Genomic DNA, 18,746 nt, shown 5'->3' on the forward strand with positions numbered 1-18,746 from the left:
CAATGGGAGACCACGGAAATGTCTCAACTGGAAAACTGCATACGAGGTCTTCTCGGAAGAAGTGTTGCACTTAATTTGACAAACCGTCTACAAAAAAAAACGCCTTTCGCATAAGACGAAAGACGTTTTTGATCATTCTGCTCGTTCGAGCGGATGTAACCACAATTTGATCTGATTGATTTGATAGTTTTCCATTTCCATTACTTCAACAGAAAAAGCTTCCGTATCAATGTGTTCGCCTGGTTGAAGATCGATATTATGCATTTGGATCCAACCACCGATCGTATCGACGTCTTCATCGTTCGTAAACGTCAAACCGAACCGGGCTTCAAGATCTTCGAGCAATACCGTTCCGGCAACCAAATATTCATTGTTCGGCAACTCTTGGATTTCTTCGACTTCATCCGTATCAAACTCGTCACGGATCTCACCGACGATTTCTTCAAGTAAATCTTCCATTGCGACGATTCCGGCTGTTCCACCATATTCGTCAACGACAAGTACGATATGTGACCGTGTTTTTTTCATCTTCCGCAACGTATCTTGAAGTGATGTGACTTCCGAGACGACCGGCAAATCTTTCACGTAATACGTAACCGGACGATCGTTACCGTTGGCGAAATCTGTCAACATCTCTTTGACGTTGATGTAACCAAGAATCCGGTCTTTATCATTTTCTTCCGTGACCGGGTATCGCGTAAACGGATTGTCCATGAAAATCTCCATCAATTCATCTTTCGACAAACGTTCGGAAATCGTTGCCATCCGCATCCGCGGGACCATCAAATCTTTGACGACATGTTCGTCAAACGCAAACACGTTTTGCATGAGCGCCAGTTCCGTTTGATTGATCTCACCACTTTGGAAACTTTGTGCCATGATGATTTTCAACTCATCTTCTGAGTGGGCTTGTTCGTGTCCAGCTGGTTTGACTCCAAATAATCCAAGGAATAATCGAGCGGAACCGTTGAGTAACCAAATGAACGGATACATGATTTTCCCGAAAATATACAAGGGACGGGCAAATAACAACGTCATTTTTTCCGCATACTGAATCGCAAGTGTCTTCGGTGCCAGTTCCCCGATGACGACGTGTAGGAACGTCACGGAAATAAAGGCGATCCCAAACGACAAGAGTGTCGAAACAGATGCTGAAATCCCGAACTCATCAAACACAGGGTGCAGGATTTTTTCGACGGTCGGTTCACCGAGTGCCCCGAGTCCAAGTGCCGTCACGGTAATTCCGAGCTGACAGGCTGACAAGTAGTAGTCCAAGTCTCCGGCAATCTTTTTTGCTAAGATGGCACTTTTATTTCCCTCTTGAATCATTTGATCGAGGCGCGACATCCGTACTTTGACGACGGCAAACTCCGATCCGACGAAAAACGCAGTCAACACAATCAGTAACACCACTAAAAATAAATTGATAAATAATATAGTATCCAAAATCCCCTAAACAGGGGTCACCTCCATTTTTTAGTTACAGCTGTGCAATCAAGGAAGCGATCAACGTCAGACGCCGAGACAATTCCAGGCGAATCTCTTGTTTTTCGTAATCTGTTGATTCCATCAAACGTTGTTCGAGTCCATTGACCGTTTCTTGAAGCTGCTGTACTTCCTGATAAATCGCGTCACCCGTTTTGACTTCACGCTCGGTGAAGAAAGTAAGAATCTCTTGCAGGGACAGCCGTTGTGTTTTTAAATACTCAATCTTTTGGATATGCTGAATGACATCTTCCGTATACAAACGATAGCCGGATGCTGTCCGCTCTGTTGTTAATAAACCGAGCGATGTATAGTAGTCGATCGTCCGTTTTGATAAGCCGGTGGCCTCCGCGACCTGACCGATTTTAAGCAACGCCTTCCCAAGGATCCTCACCTCCCACTCCATTAGATAATATTTTTATCATACCACGGTTAAACCGTACAGAACAACGTTATGCTTATTAGGTACCTTCAAAAAACGCCCCCTCTTTATCAGAGGAGACGTTCCGTTTTTTCCGACTGTTTTCTAAACTCAGTTTGTTACCGCTTCCTTCACGGGTGTTCCGACGATTGACCGTTCGAGCAGTTCGACGACATCATATGTCGCAACTTGCTCGTCGACCTCTTTCGCCTTCGTCCCGTCGCTGAGCATCGTCAGACAGTACGGACAAGCCGATCCGATGACGGATGGCTGGACCGTCAACAACTGCTCGGTCCGGGCGACATTGACGCGTGCCCCGACTTTTTCCTCCTGCCACATCATACCGCCACCCGCTCCACAACACATTCCTTTTTCGCGGTTGCGTTCCGTTTCGACAAGCGTGATGCCTGGAATCTTTTCTAAGATATAACGTGGTGCGTCATAGATGTCGTTGTAACGACCGAGGTAACACGAATCATGATAGACAACGCGTTCCTTGACTTCATGCGTCGGTTTGATCCGTTGGTCGTCAATCAACCGGGCAAGCAGTTCCGTATGGTGATAGACTTCGACATCCGGACTCAGCCCGAAGTCCGGGTATTCATTTTTGAACGTGTTATAGGCATGCGGATCAATCGTGACGATTTTCTTGACGTCATATTTCTCAAACGATTTGATGTTTGCTTCCGCGAGTTCTTGGAACAAGACTTCATTTCCGATCCGGCGTGGTGTATCGCCTGAGTTTTTCTCATCGTTTCCGAGAATCGCAAACGAGATATCGGCTTCATTTAGGATACGGGCAAATGCCATCGCGATTTTTTGACTGCGGCTGTCGTATGAGCCCATCGCTCCAACCCAGAACAGATACTCAAACGCTTCGCCGGCTTTTTTCTTTTCCTTCGCTGTCGGAACGACAAGTTCTTCCCGCGTCTTGCGCCAGTTCTCACGTTCTTTCCGGTTCATCCCCCATGGATTCCCTTGGCGTTCGATGTTTGCCATCGTCCGTTGCATCTCTGGGTCCATCTTCCCTTCCATCATCACGAGGTGACGACGAAGATCGATGATTTTATCGACGTGTTCGTTCATGACCGGACATTGATCTTCACAGTTCCGGCATGTCGTACAGGCCCAAATCTCTTCTTCCGTGATGACGTTCCCGATCAATGAATCCGGTACGACATCCATCTGTCCTGCTGCAGCAAGTGAAGCAATTTGATTCCCCTGCGACCCTTCAAAAGCAAACGCCGGTCCCCACGGTGATTTTTGTGTGATTGCCGCTGTCTTCATATTGAGGTGATCACGTAGCTTAACGATCAGGTCCATCGGTGATAACATCTTCCCTGTTCCACTCGCCGGACACATATTCGTACAACGCCCACATTCAACGCAGGCATACAGATCAACGAGTTGCTTTTGATTAAAGTCTTCAATCCGATTGACGCCAAAGCTGAATTCCGCTTCGTCATCCTCTGCTTCTTCCATGACGGACAGATCGATCGGTGTGATCCGTCCGACCTTTGATGTCCGTCCGAGCCAAACGTTGGCTGTTCCGGCAATCAAGTGGGCGTGTTTGCCTTGCGGAATGTAGACCATGAAGCTGAGTAAGAACAGTAAGTGTGCCCACCAGAAGAAAACGAATAATCCAAACGCCACTTGCTGTGGTACCCAGCTAAATAAAAAGGCAATGGCTGACGCAACCGGTTCACCAAACGTCGAATGATTTTCATAGACTAGGAAAAATCCGTTTCCGAACAGAACGGCGACCATCAGACCACCGATGAAAATCAAGGCGAGACCCGCCATGAAGTTTCGTTTTAATCGAACCAATTTTTCGACATAGCGGCGGTAGAATCCCCAAACGACCGCAACCAAAATGACAAGCATGACGATTTCCTGGAAAAATGTAAAGATCGGATAAAGTGGTCCGAGCGGAATATGCGGAAAACGTTGTCCGACTGCGAGCCCCTTCCAGATAAAATCAATCGCTCCGAATTGAACGAGTAAAAAGCCGTAAAACATCATGACATGAATCGTGCCACTCTTCTTGTCCTTGAGCAGTTTCTTTTGTCCAAAGACGTTTACTAAAACGGCGTTGAGCCGTTCTTTGTTCGTTAGCGACCATTCTGCCTTTTTCCCCCTGCGAATCGCGTCGTACCGACTTTTGACGAGTGTCACAAACAAATAACCTGCATAACCTGCGACGAGCAGGAAGGCAATCCAGTTAATCAGTAAAAATGTCCCCATGAAACAAACCCCTTTCCCCCTAAAGCCATTATTTGATATGAGTATAGCATATAATGAATGGCTATTCATTCATTATTTGAATGTTTTTTTCTGACACGCTGTTAGATTGGGGGCCATACAAAAAACGTGTTGTTCTCTCTCGCTTTCCTCAGGCGAGGCGCAAGCCGCGCCTCCTTTGTCCAAAGGACATGGAGTCGCGTCTTACCTGCCTCTGACAGCACGGGTAACCGTGCTTTTTCCTGTAGGAGTCGAGTGAGTACACACGTTTTTCGAATCAAGATTTTTCTAATTTTGATTCGGTATTAATACGATTTTCCCGAGCTTGCCTGTTTCTTTAAAGTAGGACTGGGCTGCCGCTGCTTCTTCAAGCGGGAACGTCCGATCAATGACCGGTTCCAGTTTGCCGGTCGCAATCGCGTCAAGCATCCGTGCGAATTCAGCACGCGTTCCAAGAACAGAACCGTAAAATGTCAAATGCTTTAAGTACAATGTCCGAAAATCAAGATTCGTCTGTTGTCCGCCGGCAGAACCAGAAATACAGAACTTCCCGCCATTTTTCAGGACCGTGAGTGCGGTTTTAAATAAGGGGTCCCCGACGACATCAAGAACGGCGTCAATCGGTCCGCCGTTAACGGCAACGATGTCGTCCGCCAATTGTGCCGAGCGGTACGACAAGACATGTGTCGCTCCAAGACGTTTGAGTGCCTCTTCCGTCTTCAAGTCTCTGACCAATGCAATGACCGTTGCTCCGAAGACACGGGACGCAATCTGGACGTTCAGTGACCCGACACCTCCACTAGCGCCTGTCACAAGAACCGTTTGGCCTGGTTGCAGCTGCACCTGTTCGTTCATATGCCACGCCGTTAATCCACTGACGGAAAAAACAGCACTTTTCGTATAATCCGCAAGCGGCATCGCATAACAAAGTTCTGCCGGCCAAACGACATACTCGGCATATCCCCCGTCATATTCTGATCCGATGAACGACATGTCCTCACTGATATGTTCCGTTCCCTCTTGTCCACTTGACGTGAACGGGAACAGGACGACGTCTTGACCGTTGCGTGCTTCATCGACCCCGCTGCCGATCTGTACGATCCGTCCACTGATGTCAGAACCCGGGACACGGGGAAACTGAACGCCTTCCGGTTTCCAGCCGGATTGGGCATCCGTTCCGTAGGCCCCTTCCCGCATCCAGATTTCCGTATTGTTGATGCCGCATGCTTTGACTTCGACCAGGACTTCCCCAGCGCGTGGTGTCGGTACTGGACGTTCGACGACTTCGAGTTGCTCGACACCGCCGTATCCGTTGACTTGAACGACTTTCATATGATTTCCTCCATCTCTAAAACAGTTTCTCTTTATCCTTTGCCCGCTTTTTAAAGGTCTTAGACCAGATTATGTTTGATCACCAAACCATATTTTCGTCAGATAATAGGATTTGGATGCCTCATTCAAATGATCCTGCAAAGGTTCTCATACGCCTGCCTCCTGGTGTAGAAAATCACAAAAAAAGCAGTCCCCTTCAAATATCCTTTGAATGGAACTGCTGCAGCAGATACTTATTCTAATCCAAGCGATTGCGGTAATTTAACGGCACGCGCATACGCTGTTTTATAGTCTTTTTTCGCGACAGCCTGTTCGACTTCACGTAAAGCCGGATGATTTTCTTCCGAAAACGCCCCTAAAATCGTCAAGTAACGTTCATAGACCGAATCATCTTCCTTGCGTGCATGAAGTAACGCTGTGTAGAGCATGACCGTATCTTCTCCGTACAAGACCGGTAAATCTTCGTTGATCAATAATAACGAATCAATCGCATCGGAATCGACCTTCGAATTGTATTCCGTCATGACCTGTTCTGCGAGCGCCTCAAGCTGATCGCGCCACTCATTGTATTTCGGCTCATCATTCTCGAGCCACTCGAACCAATCTTCTTCGAGCATCTGTTCCATCTCTTTTACTGTTTGTTCAAATGCCATCTGTTTCACTCCGTTCCCAAGTTAATTCAATCGTATACAGACCGACCGGCTGATGATTCATCATCAAACCGTACTGGAATTGCATACGTTGTTCTGTCATTTCAATCGTGGCTGTGTCCGTCTCCATCACCATCTGACCAAACTGGCTCTCATAACCACTTTTTGTCTTCTGACCTAAAATGAAGACATGGTGCATCGAGACCGGACCTTTCCGGTTCAAGGCGACCTGATCGTGTGACCATTTGATGGTTGTATCAATCGGTTGTTCATCTTCTTGGATGAACTTCAGAGCAAACCCGTCTTTTGTTTCAAACAAGGTCCCGTCTGCTTCTAATTCAACGGACTCCCGCATCGCGTCATCCTGAATCGATGTCACTTGTCGCAGGCGGACCGGATAACGTACTGGTTTCACTTCTATCACCTCATCGTCTAGCGTACACGATTTTCTTCTGTCCTGCATCTTCTTGATTTCTTTTTTCGCCACAGCAAAAGGAATCACCCCCTTCACGACTCCTACAGGAGAAAGCGCAAGCCTGCTTGCGCTGTCAGAGACAAACAAGACCCGCTTTCCTGCCGGATGGCAGGAAAACTAGCTTGTGTCTCGCCTGAGGAAAGTACGTGCAGAAAAGAGTGATTCCTTTTTGAGTTGGTCCGTTAGTTTTATCGTACGCGGTACAGACGTGCTTCAAACGGCTGAAGAACAAGTTCTGTTCCTTCGTGATGTGTCGTCTCGTAGTTACCTAACATGATGTTGTCCGCATGGAGAATGATGTCCGTATCGACTTCCGCCACTTCATCTTTTAAGTTCGTGACGATCAGGAACTGTTCGTTCCCAAGTGTCCGCGTGTACGCGTAGACTTTTGTGTCTTCCGGAAGAATCAAGTCGTATTCCCCGTAGATCAACGTTTCTTCCATCTTCCGAATCTGAATCATCCGTTTATAGAAGTTGAGAATCGAATCTTCGTCAGTTTGCTGTGACGCGACATTAATGTCGGCAAAGTTCGGATTGACACCGAACCATGGGGATTGTTCAGAGAATCCACCATTTTTCTCATTCGTCCACTGCATCGGAGTCCGGGAATTGTCACGCGACGAATTCCAGATGACTTCCATGATTTCTTGATGTGTTTTCCCTGACGCGAGTTGCATGTTGTACATGTTTTTTGTCGCGACGTCATCATAATCCGAGATATCCGGGAACTGCACGTTCGTCATCCCGATTTCCTGCCCTTGGTAGATGAACGGTGTCCCTTGCATGAAGAAATACATCATCGCAAGTGACTTCGCACTTTGTTTCCAGTACTGTCCTTCATCGCCCCAGAGTGAAACGGAACGGACTTTGTCATGGTTTTCGAGATACAAGGCGTTCCAGCCCGTCTCTTCGAGTCCTTTTTGCCATTTCGTCAACACTTGTTTCAGCTTGACGACGTCGACACCTTTTTCAGCATCGGCGCGCCACAAATCCATGTGCTCGAACTGGAAGACCATGTTCATCTTCCCGTTTTCTTCTCCGACCCAGAGATCGGCTTCTTCCGGCGTCACACCGTTCGCTTCACCGACCGTCATGATGTCGTATTTCGAAAACGTCTCGTTTTTCAATTCTTCGAGGTATTCATGAATTCCTTCGACGTTCATGTGCATCTCAAACGAAGGCACATGGGGCATACCGAGTGGATTCGGTAAGTCAGCATAAGATTGATCCTTGTTGATGTGACTGATCGCATCGATCCGGAAACCGTCCACGCCTTTGTCGAGCCACCAATTGATCATCGTGTAGACCGCTTGACGCATGTCCTTGTTCTGCCAGTTCAAATCCGGCTGGCGACGTGAGAAGACGTGTAAGAAATACTGTTCCGTTTTTTTATCGTATTCCCAAGCCGACCCACCAAAGATACTTTCCCAGTTGTTTGGCTCCCCGCCGTTGACGGCATCCTTCCAGATGTACCAGTCCCGTTTGTCATTCTCTTTTGACGAACGTGACTCGAGGAACCACGGGTGTTCATCCGACGTGTGGTTGACGACTAAATCGAGTAATACTTTAATGTCACGTTTATGTGCTTCTTCCATTAACAAATCAAAATCGGCCATCGTTCCGAATTCATCCATGATGTCTTCATAATCACTGATGTCATATCCATTGTCATCATTCGGTGATTTGAACATCGGACAAATCCATAATACATCGACTCCGAGATCTTTTAGATAATCCAACTTGGCAATGATACCCGGGATATCGCCGATTCCATCATTGTTTGCATCATAAAAGCTGCGCGGATAGATTTGGTAAGCAACTGCCTCTTTCCACCAAGCTCGTGTGAGTGTTTTTTGTGCCGTTTCATGGCGTGGTATCATTTGTGTCATTGTGGATAAATCCTCTCGTATTTCAGTCTTTGTTGTCCGTTTTTTATAGTATTTCTTGATGTTTTATATGAATCATCGATTGATTTCGTTTAAGCGCAACCGATTGCGCAATTACCCTATATTCATCTTATCAAACCGAGTTGGAATGTCAACGTTTCCACATACATTCCGTTACTTTACATCCGTTTAACTCATTCGTTTGTCATCAAATTATTCAATAGAAAATACATTACATTTACTGAATTATCCTACACTGTTTATCGGACAATTTCTAGCCTTTTGCACAACCTTTTTCAGAAAAGCGAATCTTTTTTTCAAACTTCGGGTATATCCTTAACAATGCGAATAAAAAAGGGGGATTTTGTAAGATGGACGGACAGTTTTTAATTAATGGACAATGGCTCGATCATCAACGGGAACGAACGGATGTAAAAAATCCAGCGACCGGGGAAATCGTTGGTAGCGTACCAAATGGGACGAGTTCAGATGTCAACGACGCGGTCGAGGCGGCGCATGCTGCCTTTCCCGCTTGGTCCAAACGAACTGTCTATGACCGGGCTGCTCTCCTTGAGAAGTTGTATGCAAAAATGCTTGAGAAAAAGGATGAATTGGCCCGCTTGATGACACTCGAGATGGGGAAACCGCTCGCTGAGTCGGAAGGCGAAGTCGAATATGCGGCAAACTTCGTCAAATGGTTTGCAGAAGAAGGAAAACGGGCTTACGGTCGGATCATTCCAACGCACGATACAAACAAACGGCTCCATGTCATCCAGCAACCAATCGGTGTCGTTGCTGCGATTACCCCCTGGAATTTCCCGGCTGCGATGATTACGCGGAAGTTAGCACCGGCACTCGTCGCCGGCTGTACGTTTGTCCTGAAGCCACCGACAGCGACTCCACTGACGGCACTGCGGCTACTTGAACTCTGTCAGGAAGTTGGGATTCCGGACGGGGTCGTCAATGCCGTGACCGGCAGTGGGAAGGATTTAGGGGAATCACTCGCCACGCATCCACACGTGGATAAGATTACGTTCACCGGTTCGACGGAAGTCGGTCGGACGTTGATGGCACAAGGCGCCGAGACGATCAAAGCGATGTCACTTGAACTCGGTGGACATGCCCCGATTCTCGTCTTTGATGATTGTGACCTCGATCTTGCCGTCGCGGAAACGATCAAATCAAAGTTCCGTAATGGTGGTCAAACATGTGTCTGCGGAAACCGGATTTATGTCTCGGATTCGATTTATGACGCCTTCGTCGAGAAGTTAGGACAGGAAACGGCGAAACTCAAAACCGGAAACGGGCTCGATCGTGAAACGAAAATCGGTCCGATGATCAACAAGGCCGGTTACGAAAAAGTCAAAAAACATGTGGATGACGCAACGTCTGCCGGAGCCCGTATCGTCACCGGTGGAGCGGGACACGCAGACGAGGAACAAGACGTCTATTATTATGAAGCAACCGTCCTCGCTGACGTCACACCACAGATGTTGATCATGAACGAAGAGACGTTTGGTCCGGTCGCACCTGTCCAACGTGTCAGTTCGGACGAAGAAGCCGTCCACTATGCCAACCAAACACCGTTTGGTCTTGCTTCTTATGTCTTCACGAACAACTACGCACGGGCATTCCGGGCGATTGAACATCTCGACTACGGCATCGTCGGTTGGAATGACGGTGTGCCGTCCGCCGCTCAAGCACCATTCGGAGGGATGAAACAGTCAGGGGTCGGTCGCGAAGGTGGATCCGAAGGGCTCGAGGCTTATCTTGAAACGAAGTATGTCTCAATCGGCGGTCTTGACCAATGAACGCCGCCGAACGATTTGTCCAGTGTCTAGAAGCTGAAGGGGTCACGCATATCTTTGGTGTTCCTGGTGAAGAAAACATCACGTTACTCGAAGCAATCAGTAAGTCAGACATCACATTCATCACGACACGTCACGAAACCAATGCGGCCTTCATGGCCTCGATGTTCGGACGGTTAAGCGGACGCCCCGGCGTTTGTTTGTCGACACTCGGTCCTGGCGCAACGAACATGATGACGGGAATCGCCAGTGCAACGATGGATCATTCCCCTGTCGTCGCGATTACCGGCCAAGGGGCGACATGGCGCCAACATAAGGCCTCCCACCAGATGTTTGATTTAGTTGAGATGTATCGCCCCATCACAAAATCGAGTACGTCGATTGCTTCCGGTGAAATCATTTCAGAAGTCGTCCGGCAAGCATTTGCTCAGGCTGCTTCTGAAAAACCGGGCGCGACACATCTGTCCTTCCCGGAAGATATCGCGAAGTCCGATGTCGACGCGAAAACACCTGTCTTACGCGATAGTGCCCCAACCTTCCTCCATCCGACGTCCGTCAAGGATAGCGCCGTCTTGCGTCAGATCGAACAAGCGACCAAACCGGTCGTGATTGCCGGGTTCGGAATCAACCGAAGTGGTGCGACGGACGCTTTCCGTCTCTTTGTCGAACGTTTAGGGGCTCCAGTCGTCGAGACGATGATGGGCAAAGGAACAATCTCATCGTTCCACCAACTGGCAGCCCATACGATCGGTTTACCGAATGCCGACTACAATCAACGGATTCTTGACCAAAGTGATTTAATCATTGCCATCGGCTATGACATCACCGAATTGCCACCTTCAAAGTGGAATCCGAACCGGACACCGGTCCTGCATATCGATACGAATCAACATGAAATCGATCAATTTTATCCGGTCGTCGCTAATCTGATTGGTTCGTTACCGGACACGTTACAGTTGCTGTCCGGAGATGTCCCGAACCGTGCTTGGACCGGATGGCAACAGGATCGCGATCGCTTGCGTCAGGAAATCCAAGCGACGTATTCGATGGCCCTTCCCCTCCACCCGCAAAGCATCGTCCGGGAACTCGAACAGGCGACCGGTGAAGACGGGATTATTTTTTCCGATGTCGGTGCACATAAAGTATGGCTCGGACGGCATTTCCAGACGACACGTCCCAACCAACTGTTCATCTCTAACGGGTTTTCTTCGATGGGGTACGGATTATCAAGTGCGGTTGCCGCTAAATTACTTTATCCGGAACGCCGTATCTTGTGCGCCTCCGGAGACGGTGCCTTCTTGATGAACGGTCAAGATCTCGAGACCGCCGTTCGCTTGAAACTTCCAATCGTCGTCATCATCTGGCGCGACGGGACGTACGGACTAATTGAATGGAAACAGCAGCAAGCATACGGTCGGGCACCCTACATCGAGTTTGATAATCCCGATCTTGTTCAACTGGCTGTCGCCTTTGGCGCCCTTGGTCTTCGTGTCGGCGAACATGGGACGCTTGCCGCTTGTCTCAAGCAAGCTTTTACGAGTGACGGACCCGTTTTGATTGACTGTCCCGTCGATTACAGGGAGAATCTGAAGTTAAGTGACCGTTTACGGACTTATGGAGGATGATAAAATGACACAACTACGAAAATTACAATCGATTTCTGACTTTGATCAATTCGTTTCCGAACACACCACGTTTGTCATCTGTAAACACAGTACGACATGTCCGATCAGTTCGGCTGGTTTTTCCGAGTATACGAAATACGCCGATACGACATCGATTCCGACCGCCTACTTGTTAATCCAAGAAGCACGGACGTTATCGAACCATATCGCGGAACACTACAACGTCCGACATGAATCGCCACAAGTCTTGTTCGTTCAGGATGGTCGGGCCGTTTGGACGACGTCCCATTACGACATTACGACGGACGCTTTAAAAACGCATGTTGGTTAAGCCGTTTCTGTTTTCTAAAAAAATCCCTTCTGCCTGTTGTCATCAAACAGCCAGAAGGGATATTTTTTTGATCGGAGCCAATTCAATCGAGCTCCATCTTGTTCACAACAAATAAAATTACCTTTCTTAGCTATTAATGTTTGTAATTCAAGCTAAATCAGATTAAGATAGACAACAGATATAACGACCGTATAGAATTGTGTACTGTTAGTTCATTAAGGAGGAATACCATGCAACACGAAAAATCTACGTCCGCTCGTCCCCCTTACGGCATTCTTGCCGTACTGATGATCGGTGCTTTTATCGCTTTCTTAAATAACACACTACTTAACATTGCGTTGCCTTCAATCATGAAAGACCTGAACATTGAAACATCGACGGTCCAATGGTTATCGACAGGTTTCATGCTCGTCAACGGGATTTTAATTCCGACGTCAGCTTTCTTGATTCAAAAATTCTCGGTCCGCCGTCTGTTCATCTTAGCGATGACCTTGTTCTCGCTCGGGACGATTCTTGCTGGATTCGCCGATACTTTCCCGGTTCTACTCGCCGGACGGATGATCCAGGCTTCAGGATCTGCGATCATGATGCCGCTTTTGATGAACGTCATGTTAGTCAGCTTTCCGATTGAAAAACGTGGAACTGCGATGGGCTTCTTCGGTCTTATCATGATGGGTGCCCCAGCTATCGGGCCGACACTTTCCGGTTGGATCATCGAACATTACGATTGGCGGATGTTGTTCCACTTCATTACACCGATCGCTTTGATTGTCCTGGTTGGTGGAGTCGTTTTACTCCGGGACGTCAAAGAACGTTCCGATGCGAAACTCGACTTTACTTCCGTCGTCTTGTCTTCGTTCGGATTCGGAGGTCTTTTGTACGGCTTTAGTTCTGCCGGCTCTAAAGGCTGGGATAGCCTGCAGGTCATCCTGGCGCTGGTCATCGGTGTCATCGCACTCGTCACCTTCATTACGCGTCAATTGAAAATGGAACGTCCGATGCTTAACTTCAAGATTTACCGGTATCCGATGTTCGCCTTATCATCCGTCATCTCGATGGTCGTGACGATCGCGATGTTCTCCGGAATGTTGCTGCTCCCGATTTATGTCCAGACGATTCGTGGTATCTCACCACTCGATGCCGGTCTGATGTTACTACCGGGTGCGATTTTGATGGCTGTCATGTCGCCGATCAACGGAAAATTGTTTGATAAAATCGGTGGACGTCCACTGGCAATCACGGGTTTATTCATTACCGTCGTCACGAGTTATTACTTCAGTCAGCTCGAAATGGATACGACCTACACCCATTTGATCATTCTTTATTCACTCCGGATGTTCGGGATGTCGATGGTCATGATGCCTGTTTCGACGAACGGCTTAAACCAGTTGCCAACACGTTATTATCCGCACGGTACTGCGATGAACAATACGTTGCAACAAGTATCGGGTGCAATCGGAACGGCTCTACTCGTGACGATCATGTCGACTCATGCGAAAACACGTGGAACGGAACTCGCACAAGAAGCAGCGAAAAATATGACAAGTCAACCAACGGCTGAAGCCGCTGCAGCGATGAAACAACAAATCGTGATGCAGGCAACACTTGACGGCATCAACTACGCTTTCTTCATCTCGACGTTCATCGCCGGTCTTGCGTTTCTTCTCTCCTTCTTCATCAAACGAGCAACGCAAGCGGAAGACATCATCAGCAACCGTTCGCTCAACGAACAAATCATCAAACCACAAGTCTCGAACCAATAAGCAGATTGTCTATCCGATCCGCTTCGTCCTTTTGGATGAAGCGGTTTTTCAGGTATAAACAATATACTGGTACCCCCTATACCTATATGATATACTCCACATAACAACTACTACAGAAGAAAGAGGTGTCCCCCATGAACCATGATCATCCCCTTGTCCCCCGCTCCTCTGAAGAGCAGGATGCTTTGACGAAACGCTTGAAGCGGATCGAAGGACAAGTCCGTGGTATTGCCAATATGGTGGCGGACGATCGCTATTGTATCGATATCTTGACCCAAACCGCCTCGATTCAAGCGGCTTTACGCCAGGTCGAACTGCAAATCATCGAACGTCATGTCAAGATGTGTCTCCATGACGCGGCAACCGGGCAACAAGAGACCGATGTTTACGTCGACGAACTGATGGCTGTCATCGCTCGTCTTAAAAAGTAAGGAGGGAATCTGATGTCGAAAACGATTGAACTGAATATCGAAGGCATGACCTGTGCTGCCTGTTCCGCACGGATCGAAAAAGTCTTGAACCGGATGGACGGTGTCGAAGCGACCGTCAACTTACCTCTTGAGACGGCACGGATTGCGGTACCGGACGAGATGGAAGAACAGGTGATCCTTGATAAAATCAAAAAAGTCGGTTACGGTGCGACACTCAAGACGACGCCCCACGAACAGGTTCAAAATCGTCGGATGCTCTATCGGTTTTTCATCGCTGCGTTACTGTCGTTACCCTTGTTACTCAGCATGGTGTCGCATATTCCGAACAGTCCGCTTCATCTGCCGTTCCTGATGAATCCGTGGCTTCAATTTGCACTTGCGACACCTGTCCAGTTCATCATCGGTGCCCCCTTCTACAGCGGTGCCTATAAGAGTCTCCGCAGCGGCAGCGCCAACATGGATGTTTTGGTCGTACTCGGAACTTCCGCGGCTTATTTCTACTCGATTGCAGAAATGCTGATCCATCCGCTCATGCCAAATCTCTATTTTGAGACAAGTGCCGTCCTGATTACGCTTGTCCTTTTGGGAAAAGTGTTAGAAGATCGGGCCAAACAACAAACGACCGGCGCCATCAAAAGTCTTCTTTCCTTACAGGCGACCGATGCTGTCGTACTTGAAGACGGCATCGAACGGAAAGTCTCGATGGAGCATGTCCAAGTCGGGATGCAACTCGTCGTTAAACCCGGACAAAAAATTCCGGTTGATGGCGTGATCGTCTCTGGAGACGCCTATCTCGATGAATCGATGTTGACCGGTGAACCGCTTCCTGCTCATAAAACTGTTCATGACGCTGTCATCGGAGGGACGTTAAATACGAATGGTCATCTCCTGATTGCAGCGACCAAAGTCGGTCAAGAGACGATGCTTGCGAACATCATCCGGGTCGTCGAACAGGCGCAAACGGAAAAGGCACCGATTCAGAGACAAGCAGACCGAATTTCTGGTATCTTCGTTCCAATCGTCGTCGCCATCGCCATCGTGACACTTGCTGTTTGGTGGTGGACGACCGGCTCGTTTGCCGAAGCCATCCGGCCGGCGATTGCCGTGCTCGTCATCGCCTGTCCGTGTGCCCTTGGACTTGCCACCCCGACCTCGATCATGGTCGGAACGGGTAAAGGAGCAGAACACGGCGTACTGTTCAAAGGTGGTGCCCAGCTGGAATCGTTACAACATGTCGATGCCGTCGTCTTTGATAAGACTGGTACGTTGACGATTGGCCGACCTGTCGTCGTGCAAACGTTCGGACAGGAACAAGCACTCGATTTTGCGGCAGCCATTGAAAAAAAATCAGAACATCCCCTTGCCCATGCAGTCACGGAAGAACGAGATGTCGTCTTTGATATTGAAGACTTCACCGTCGATGCCGGACGTGGTGTCCGCGGAACGATTTTAGGACATCACGTGATGGTCGGTTCAGCACGGATGATGCGTGAGCATGAGCTGATTCTCCCCGACTGGACTTCCACTGGTGCGACGTTCGTCTATGTTGCGGTCGACGGACAGATCGAAGCCGGTTATGCGATTCGGGATGAACTCAAACCAACAACGAAACACGTCATTCAAGAGCTTCAGCAAACTAAAGCGGTCTATCTGTTGACGGGCGACCGACAAGAAGTCGCCTTGGAGCTCGCACATGAACTTGGTATTCCGCAGACACAGGTCTTTGCCGATGTGTTACCGATTGAAAAAGCAGACAAAATCAAAGCCCTACAAGCAACGGGTCAACGGGTGGCGATGGTCGGCGATGGCATCAATGACGCACCAGCCCTTGCGACAGCAGATGTTGGGATTGCGCTTGGCAGCGGGACAGATGTCGCACTTGAAGCGGCAGATGTCACCCTGCTTGGACATGATCTGCAACAAGTCGCAACAGCCATCCGCTTAAGCGAGCAGACGATGAAAAACATTCGTCAAAATCTGTTTTTTGCACTCGGCTACAATACGATTGGAATTCCGATTGCTTTCCTCGGACTCCTTGCCCCATGGGTCGCAGGTGCCGCGATGGCCTTCAGCTCTGTATCTGTCGTCACAAATGCGTTACGCTTAAAACGTATTCCATTATCCAAAGGAGGAAAATGATCATGAAAGAAACAACTCTAAACGTCATCGGGATGACGTGTAACCACTGTAAAGCGAGCGTCGAATCGGCGTTAAACGAACTCGATGGCGTCACGAATGCAACGGTATCACTTCCGGACAATCAGGTTACGGTCACACACGACGATGTCGCGACAGAACGTCTTGTCGAAGCGATCGAAGAAATTGGTTATGATGTACCGACTGCTTAAATATTTTGAGCCAAACTGTGCGAAAAGCGCAATTTGGCTTTTTTATTTTGAGTAAATCGGGAATGGTTTAACAAGGAGGGGTTCGTATGGTACCGAAAATCGAATTCGTAGAATACTTCGATGACAACAAAGGAAAACGATTTAAAATCGAACTTTGGAATCTCGGAACCTTCACATTTAGCGCTGAGTCAGCCAAAGGACCTGTCACTCGCTTTACGTCGATCGACATCCAATTCGTTCAAGACTGCGTAAGCCGGATGCGGTCGATCGTTGATGCCCAAAAAGCGTTTCAAAAAGATCAATTTGTCTAAATGATGGATAACATATATAACGTGTACCCTTCGCTTTCGAAGTGGAGATTCCACTCATGGTCACAGACCATGAGTTTTTTCATTTCAGGTCAATATTTTGTTAAGTAGGAGCAAATTTTTCAGAAAATGATTATTAGATTTCTAGAAACAGCCGATAACTAACAAGACACTAAAAATCTTAATTCCAAGAAAATCGGGGGCATATCGTGCGCAATCCATTTAAAACTAAATCATCGACGTCGACCTATCAGGCGACCATCGGATTTCCAGACAAACGACTGATTACGAAAACAAGTGATCCAAGCTTAACAGGACGCCTGGAATACATGGGCTACACGGAAGAACATTTACAAACCTTAAAGGCGATGGCACCTGTCGTCAACAGTGTGTTAGACGAAGTACTCGAGCAAGTACTCGATCATTTACTCCTTCATCCGGAAATGGTCCAAATCGCTCAAAATTCTTCGACACGGGAACGTCTGAAAAAAGTGTTTGCTGACTATTTCGGAAGTTTATTGACTGGAAACATGGATGACAAGTTCCTCGCGATGCGGACACGGATGGGGAAAACCCACAACCGGACGTTCGTCCCTGTCACGTGGTTCATCGCTTCTTACGCTGCTTTTAATACATTACTGATCCCGAAAATCGTCGAACATTTCCAACACGAACCGGCCCAATTGGCGAATGCGATTTTAGCATTGAATCATGCGATGAATCTCGATGCCCAAATCGTGACGAGTCAATATGTCGATGCTCGTTTACATGAAGTCAGTGCCGCCAATGACTCACGGAGCCGTTTGTTACAGGACGTCGTCCGGGTCAGCCAGGAAGTCGCAAGTACAGTTGAACAGACGGAAGGTGCGATCTTAGAAACAAGTCGCCGAGCCACACAAATCTTGTCTGAGACGAATCAAACCGAAAAAACAAGTCGTAATCTCGTCGGCTTGACATCAGAAAACGAAACGCAGATGGATAAAATGGAGCAACAATTTGTCCAAGCGACAGAACAAGTCAGTACGTCGTTAACAAGCATCCAACAGTTGAAAACAACGTCTGACGAAATCGTCAAGATGACACAAGGAATCGAAGACATTGCCAACCAGACCAACCTGCTTGCTTTGAATGCTTCCATCGAGGCCGCTCGTGCAGGTGAACATGGTAAAGGCTTCTCCGTCGTTGCGATCGAAGTCCGTAACTTAGCAGAAAACGCTAAATTACTCAGCAGCAGCATCAATACCTTGATTCAAAAAAATAACGGTAATATTAACGAACTCGTCTCCCAGATGGAAGATATCACCCGTTCCAACTCAGCATCTCGAAATGAATTACAACAAGTGAAAAGCGGCATCCATACCGTTAAACAAGAGATGGAAAACTACTTGGATATGTTCGGTCGCAATAAAAATGATCTGAGCCAAATCGTCCAAACGATTCAGGGCATCAGTCAAACGACACAAGGACTCTCTGCCTTGACGACAGACCTCGTCGCAGCTTCTGAACTAAACGCTTAACGTCTCTCTACATCGTAAACAGCAAATGGACCGATCTGATATGCTCCCACAAAAGTAGACAGTTGAAATAACAAAACTGTCTACTTTTGAAGGGAGCTTTTTCTATGGCCACATCTAAATTTTTG

At 47.9% G+C, this 18,746-nt stretch carries 16 protein-coding genes; 9 read left to right on the forward strand and 7 right to left on the reverse strand.

Annotated elements, in window-relative coordinates:
- Window positions 1-132 precede the first annotated feature (132 nt).
- The 7 genes from KNQ13_RS13745 to KNQ13_RS13775 all read right to left on the reverse strand — a co-directional run bounded on the left by KNQ13_RS13745 (window position 133) and on the right by KNQ13_RS13775 (window position 8,493).
- On the reverse strand, window positions 133-1,446 hold the full coding sequence (locus KNQ13_RS13745) for a hemolysin family protein (RefSeq protein ID WP_014969293.1): 1,314 nt from the start codon (window positions 1,444-1,446) through the stop codon (window positions 133-135).
- Window positions 1,447-1,480: 34 nt separating this feature from the next.
- On the reverse strand, window positions 1,481-1,879 hold the full coding sequence (locus KNQ13_RS13750) for a MerR family transcriptional regulator (protein ID WP_014969292.1): 399 nt from the start codon (window positions 1,877-1,879) through the stop codon (window positions 1,481-1,483).
- Between the two features lie 138 nt (window positions 1,880-2,017).
- Window positions 2,018-4,150 carry a (Fe-S)-binding protein gene (locus KNQ13_RS13755; protein WP_026830613.1) on the reverse strand — a complete coding sequence of 711 codons (2,133 nt, stop codon included), beginning with the start codon at window positions 4,148-4,150 and terminating at the stop codon, window positions 2,018-2,020.
- 285 nt (window positions 4,151-4,435) lie between these two features.
- Entirely contained in the window at window positions 4,436-5,479 is a 1,044-nt protein-coding gene (locus KNQ13_RS13760) for a zinc-binding dehydrogenase (RefSeq protein ID WP_026830612.1), read from the reverse strand.
- 233 nt (window positions 5,480-5,712) lie between these two features.
- Window positions 5,713-6,132 (reverse strand): hypothetical protein, encoded by a 420-nt coding sequence (locus KNQ13_RS13765; RefSeq protein ID WP_014969289.1) that lies wholly within the window; start codon window positions 6,130-6,132, stop codon window positions 5,713-5,715.
- Window positions 6,122-6,544, reverse strand: a complete 423-nt coding sequence (locus KNQ13_RS13770; protein ID WP_236624356.1) for a YwiB family protein — start codon at window positions 6,542-6,544, stop codon at window positions 6,122-6,124. Before KNQ13_RS13770 ends, KNQ13_RS13765 begins: the two co-directional genes overlap by 11 nt.
- 248 nt (window positions 6,545-6,792) lie before the next feature.
- Complete coding sequence (locus KNQ13_RS13775) at window positions 6,793-8,493, reverse strand: glycoside hydrolase family 13 protein (protein WP_014969287.1); 1,701 nt, start codon at window positions 8,491-8,493, stop codon at window positions 6,793-6,795.
- Window positions 8,494-8,861: 368 nt separating this feature from the next.
- On the opposite strand from KNQ13_RS13775, the gene KNQ13_RS13780 reads away from it, so the two are divergent.
- The 9 genes from KNQ13_RS13780 to KNQ13_RS13820 all read left to right on the forward strand — a co-directional run bounded on the left by KNQ13_RS13780 (window position 8,862) and on the right by KNQ13_RS13820 (window position 18,621).
- Window positions 8,862-10,301 (forward strand): NAD-dependent succinate-semialdehyde dehydrogenase, encoded by a 1,440-nt coding sequence (locus KNQ13_RS13780; protein WP_014969286.1) that lies wholly within the window; start codon window positions 8,862-8,864, stop codon window positions 10,299-10,301.
- Window positions 10,298-11,923 carry an acetolactate synthase large subunit gene (locus KNQ13_RS13785; RefSeq protein ID WP_026830609.1) on the forward strand — a complete coding sequence of 542 codons (1,626 nt, stop codon included), beginning with the start codon at window positions 10,298-10,300 and terminating at the stop codon, window positions 11,921-11,923. Before KNQ13_RS13780 ends, KNQ13_RS13785 begins: the two co-directional genes overlap by 4 nt.
- Before the next feature lie 4 nt (window positions 11,924-11,927).
- Window positions 11,928-12,254, forward strand: a complete 327-nt coding sequence (gene ytxJ, locus KNQ13_RS13790; RefSeq protein ID WP_014969284.1) for a bacillithiol system redox-active protein YtxJ — start codon at window positions 11,928-11,930, stop codon at window positions 12,252-12,254.
- Window positions 12,255-12,484: 230 nt separating this feature from the next.
- Window positions 12,485-14,017, forward strand: a complete 1,533-nt coding sequence (locus KNQ13_RS13795) for a DHA2 family efflux MFS transporter permease subunit (RefSeq protein ID WP_014969283.1) — start codon at window positions 12,485-12,487, stop codon at window positions 14,015-14,017.
- Window positions 14,018-14,151: 134 nt separating this feature from the next.
- Window positions 14,152-14,448, forward strand: a complete 297-nt coding sequence (locus KNQ13_RS13800; RefSeq protein ID WP_014969282.1) for a metal-sensitive transcriptional regulator — start codon at window positions 14,152-14,154, stop codon at window positions 14,446-14,448.
- Between the two features lie 12 nt (window positions 14,449-14,460).
- Window positions 14,461-16,587, forward strand: coding sequence for a heavy metal translocating P-type ATPase (locus KNQ13_RS13805; protein WP_014969281.1), 2,127 nt, complete (start codon window positions 14,461-14,463; stop codon window positions 16,585-16,587).
- Between the two features lie 2 nt (window positions 16,588-16,589).
- Window positions 16,590-16,796 (forward strand): cation transporter, encoded by a 207-nt coding sequence (locus KNQ13_RS13810; protein WP_014969280.1) that lies wholly within the window; start codon window positions 16,590-16,592, stop codon window positions 16,794-16,796.
- Window positions 16,797-16,882: 86 nt separating this feature from the next.
- A complete protein-coding gene (locus tag KNQ13_RS13815; RefSeq protein ID WP_014969279.1) occupies window positions 16,883-17,107 on the forward strand; it encodes a hypothetical protein in 225 nt (74 codons plus the stop codon).
- A 206-nt stretch (window positions 17,108-17,313) separates the two neighbouring features.
- Complete coding sequence (locus tag KNQ13_RS13820; protein ID WP_014969278.1) at window positions 17,314-18,621, forward strand: globin-coupled sensor protein; 1,308 nt, start codon at window positions 17,314-17,316, stop codon at window positions 18,619-18,621.
- Window positions 18,622-18,746 lie beyond the last annotated feature (125 nt).

Origin of the sequence: Exiguobacterium sp. s128 (assembly GCF_018618815.1) — a bacterium.
Taxonomy (GTDB): Bacteria; Bacillota; Bacilli; order Exiguobacteriales; family Exiguobacteriaceae; genus Exiguobacterium_A; species Exiguobacterium_A antarcticum.